At 73.6% G+C, this 4307-nt stretch carries 4 protein-coding genes; 3 read left to right on the forward strand and 1 reads right to left on the reverse strand.

Annotation, left to right across the window (positions count from 1 at the left end; genetic code table 11):
• On the reverse strand, positions 1 to 454 hold a 454-nt coding region (locus OU415_RS37895), incomplete at its 3' end, for a hypothetical protein (RefSeq protein WP_270954624.1).
• Positions 455 to 478: 24 nt separating this feature from the next.
• On the opposite strand from OU415_RS37895, the gene OU415_RS37900 reads away from it, so the two are divergent.
• From OU415_RS37900 to OU415_RS37910, 3 genes are all read left to right on the forward strand, one after another.
• Positions 479 to 1966 carry a TNT domain-containing protein gene (locus OU415_RS37900; protein ID WP_270954626.1) on the forward strand — a complete coding sequence of 496 codons (1488 nt, stop codon included), beginning with the start codon at positions 479 to 481 and terminating at the stop codon, positions 1964 to 1966.
• Entirely contained in the window at positions 1963 to 2268 is a 306-nt protein-coding gene (locus OU415_RS37905) for a hypothetical protein (RefSeq protein ID WP_270954628.1), read from the forward strand. Before OU415_RS37900 ends, OU415_RS37905 begins: the two co-directional genes overlap by 4 nt.
• Positions 2269 to 2346: 78 nt before the next feature.
• Positions 2347 to 4191 carry a DUF2339 domain-containing protein gene (locus OU415_RS37910; RefSeq protein ID WP_270954629.1) on the forward strand — a complete coding sequence of 615 codons (1845 nt, stop codon included), beginning with the start codon at positions 2347 to 2349 and terminating at the stop codon, positions 4189 to 4191.
• Positions 4192 to 4307 lie beyond the last annotated feature (116 nt).

The following is a 4307-nucleotide window of genomic DNA, read 5'->3' on the forward strand; positions in this document are numbered from 1 at the left end:
GCAGGGCGCCTCGGCGAACGTGGCGCAGCTGCACAAGACCCTGGCCTCGGCGGTGGACCCGAGCAGCGGCGTGCTGGTGGAACCGGGCGGAAGCCGTTCGCGGCTCGGCGACGTCGGCGGTGCTGCGCTGAACGCGGCTTCGTCCACTGTGGAATCGGCAGGTGGCGTCGCCGCTGGCGCGGGCGGTGCGGTCGCAGGTGTCGGTCACGCCGCGGGCGGCGCCGTTGACGGCGTTGGCCATGCCGCTGGTGGTGCCGTTGACGGTGTCGGCCGAACTGCGGGCGATGCGGTCGGTTCCGTCGCGGCGAGCGCTGCCGGCGGTCCGGGTCGCGCCGCGGGTGACTTGGTCGGCGGTGTTGCCGAGCACGCCGGAGGCGCTGCCGGCGACGTCGGCAGGGTCGGTCACGGGGTCGCCGGGGGCGTTGCGGAAGATGTTGGCAGCGCGGCGGGACACGTCGGCCGCGGAACGGTCGGGGGTGTGGCGGCAGTTGCGCAGGACGGGATCTCGCAGGTGGCCCAGCCCACCGCCGGCTGGCAGGCGGACGGCGAGCACACCGGTCCGGTCAAGATCAACCCCGGCTCCTGGGCGCCCGGCAACGCCGACGCCGGAACCGGCCCGATCCCGGTGAGCACCCCCCGCCCGGGCTGGACGCCCGGCGACGACCCCGCCTCCCGCACCGCTCCGCACGCGGTCCACTCCGCCTGGGCTTCGCCGCAGGCCGCGCAAGCTCCGCAGGCTCCGCTGCCGCCGAACGCGGCTGCGCCGCAGCCGGGCTTCGCCCCGGCGGCTCCGCCGCCTGCGCCCGCCGGTGGCGGCCACTTCGTGGCGCCGCCACCCGGCGCGCCTCAGGCCGGGCAGCCTCCGGCCGCGGCTCCGCCGCCGGCCCGGCCACCGATGGCCGCTCCGCGGGGCGCCTTCGGCGCGGTCCCCGCTCCGCAGGTCCAGCAGCAACAACAACCGGCCCAGCAGCAGATGAAGAACCCGGCGCAGCGCTCTCCGCTGCGTCCGCTGCCTGCGCCGCAGCAGCCGCTCGTGCAGCCCGCACCGGAGACGGCTCAGCGGCCGCTGCGGCAGGCCGGTCGCAACGCGGACGTCGTCGCGTTCGTGCTGCACCAGTTCCCGATCGGCTACATGCCGGTCGCGGCGAGCAGGGCGAGCCGACAGCTGCCGCTTCCGCCGGAGGGCCCGGCGCGCCCGGGCCTGAACTTCCCGCCGCAGGACCACCCGGAGTCGCACCTGGTCGAGGACGGCGACGCGTTGCAGCGGGTGGGTTCGGCGGATGTGTACGCAGCTGCGCGACGCGATCGCGAGGAGCGCGGTGAACCGGCGCAGCTGCCCGCGGAGCTCATCGCGAAGCACGATCCGCTGGGCGAGCTCAGCGAGGTCGAGTGGGAGCACCGGTTCGTCGAGCGCGGCGAGCACGTGTGGCCGCCGGCGGCCGAGCACCCGGAGGGCGGCGTGGAACCGGCGGAGCCGGTGGTGCTGGAGCCGGACGTGGTGCTGGACTGCTCGGGCGACGGCGCTGGGCGCTTCGCGTTCGCGTTGGCCACGTCGTTCGGCCAGCGGTCGCTGCCCCAGTCGTACGCCGAGCGGGAGTACCGCAGGTATCGCGTGATGCGCCGGTTGCCGGTGTGGCAGTCGGTGACCGCGCCGTGGTTCGCGCAGCCGGGCGGCGGCGTCCGCTACCGCGCGACCTACTCGCTCGACGACCTGGTCGGACTCGGCTACCTCGTGGAGCTGACCCCGGCGCGCGAGGCAGCCGAGGCGGTGACCATGCGCATCGAGCACGAGGCCGTCGAGGGCGGCGCGGAAGCCGAAGTGGTGGAGTCGACCTTCCAGATCACCCCGGTGGAGACGGAGCTGGTCGAGGGCGAGCCGCGCGGGACCGTGCCGATGCGGGCCGAACCCGCGGAGACCGCCGAGGCGGACCAGGACGACGAGGTGCAGCAGGAGGCCGAGAAGTGAACACCGAGTCCGTGCTGGGTTGGCTGGTGGCGATGGGCGTCCCGGAGGGGCTCGTGTCGATCGGCGCGGAGGCCGACGACGCCTGGTGCCTGGTGCGCGACGAGCGCGACGGGACCCCGGCGTGGGAGGTCTTCTGGAAGGAGCAGGGCAACCGCTACGACTGGGCCCGGTTCAGCAACGAGCAGGTCGCCTGCTTCTACCTGTTCGGCCGGTTGACCTGGACCCAGGCGTTGCGCGGCGTGGTCGGCCCGGTCGACGCGACCAGCACGCCGCCGCAGGGCACCCCGGCGCAGCGGGCGTGACCGGCGAGACGCAGTTGTGATCGCAACTGAGTAGTGCTACCGATGGCCTGACCGGTGCGTTTGCCACACCGTGGTGGCATGTCGCAACCATCGCCAGGTGAAACGCTCCAGCTGGTCGCGGGCGAGCTCAACGCCATCGGCCAGCGGCTGACCTACCTGGGCAGCATGGTGCAGGCCCAAGCAGCGGCGCAGGCCGCCCCGCAAACCCCCGCACCGCAGGCTGCTCCAGCGACGCAGCAGGTCCCGGCAACAGCGCCGCAGCAGGTCCCGATGCCGCCGCAGGTGCCGCCGTACCCGGGGCTCGCGCAGCAGCCGCCGCGCCAGCGCCGCCAGCTCAACCTCGAACCGAGCCGCGTGCTGGCCTGGGTCGGTGCCGGCGTGACGTTGCTGGGCGTGGTGTTCCTCCTGGTCCTGGCCGTGCAGCAGGACTGGCTCGGGCCAGGCGCGCGGATCGCCGGCGGTGCCGTGCTGGCCGGACTCCTGGTGGCGGCCGCGTGGTGGATGCACCGCAGGTCGAAGGGGGAGGAGACCGGCGACGCGGGCCGGATCGCGGCGTTCGCCCTCGCCACGACCGGTTTCGCCGCGCTGTTCCTGGACGTGGTCGCGGCCACCGCGCTCTACGGCTTCGTGTCGGTGCCGATCGGCCTGGGGGCCGGGCTGCTCGTCAGCATCGCCGGACTGGCGCTCGCCGACCGCTGGCAGGCGCGGCCGCTGGCGCTGGGCGTGGTGCTGAGCTCGGCGATCTGCGCACCGATGATCACCCAGCTGCCGAACTCGCTGCTCGTCGGCTTCCTGGTCCTGCTGCAGGTCGCGGCGGCACCGGTGCAGGTCCGACGCGGCTGGCCGTCGCTGGCGCTGGCCGCCGGCATCCCGGTGGTCCTGGCGGCGCTGATCGCCGCGGTCTGGGGCATGGCCTTCCACGACCCGATCCTGGTGGTCGCGATCAGCGCGGCCGTGCTGCTGGGCGTGGTGATCGCCGCGATCACCGCCGGTGCGCGACCGGACGCCGACCGGACCTCGATCGGACTGCTCATCGCCGCGCCGACCCCGGCGTTCCTGGCCGGACCGCTGCTGCTGGAACGCCCGGCCGCCGGCCTGCTGGGCGGCGGGACCACCGTGCTGCTGCTGGCGATATGGGCGGTGGCCCGGTTCGCCCCGGCGTTCCGGAACTGGCTGTCGCACCGCTTCACGGCGGCGGTCGGCGCGATGGCCGCGGTCGCGGCGGTGCAGACGACGCTGACCGTGCTGGACTCCTCGAGCTGGGCGACGGCGTTGCTGTGCGAGGCGCTGCTGCTGAGCGTCGGCGCGTTCGTGCTGCGCAGCGCGGGGGCTCTGCTCGGAGCAGCTTGCTACGCGACCTTCGGTTTCCTGCTCGCACTGTTCAACGAGGTCCCGCTCACCGCGCTGCTCTGGCACGGCTACGCCCCCGGTGTCGAGGGCTTGCTGTGCGGACTGTTGATCGCGGCCGCGGCGATCGTCCTGCCCGCGTCGGCGGTCCGGATCGAGAAGTTCCCGAAGTCGCCGCCGCTGTGGTCGGCGACGGGCCTGGCGCTGCTCTACGGAACGGCGAGCGCGACGATGGCGGCCTGCCTCCTGGTGGCCGACGCCCGCAACGGCTTCCTCACCGCGCACATCCTGATCACCCTGAGCTGGGTGATCGCGGCGATCGTCCTCCTGCTGCGCGGCGTCCAGGTCAAGCACCTGCGCATCGCAGGCCTGGTCCTGATCGCGGCGTCCCTGGCGAAGCTCCTGCTCTTCGACCTCGCCACCCTCGACGGGGTGGCCAGGGTGATCGCCTTCCTCTGCGCAGGCCTGATCCTGCTGGCAGCGGGCTCCCGCTACGCCCGCCTCCTCAAACCCCAGCAGCCACCCGCTGATGGGGCACGCAAATTCAATGGAAATCAGACATCCGATTTCCATTGAGGTGATCTCAGTGGATTCGGCCGTGTTCGTGGTGGGTGAGGACGAGGGCGGCTTGGACGATGTCGCCGATTTTGCGGGGGCTGGCGGTGATGTGGTGCAGGGTTCGCCAGCGTCCG

Origin of the sequence: Saccharopolyspora oryzae (assembly GCF_027853915.1) — a bacterium.
Lineage (GTDB): Bacteria > Actinomycetota > Actinomycetes > Mycobacteriales > Pseudonocardiaceae > Saccharopolyspora > Saccharopolyspora oryzae.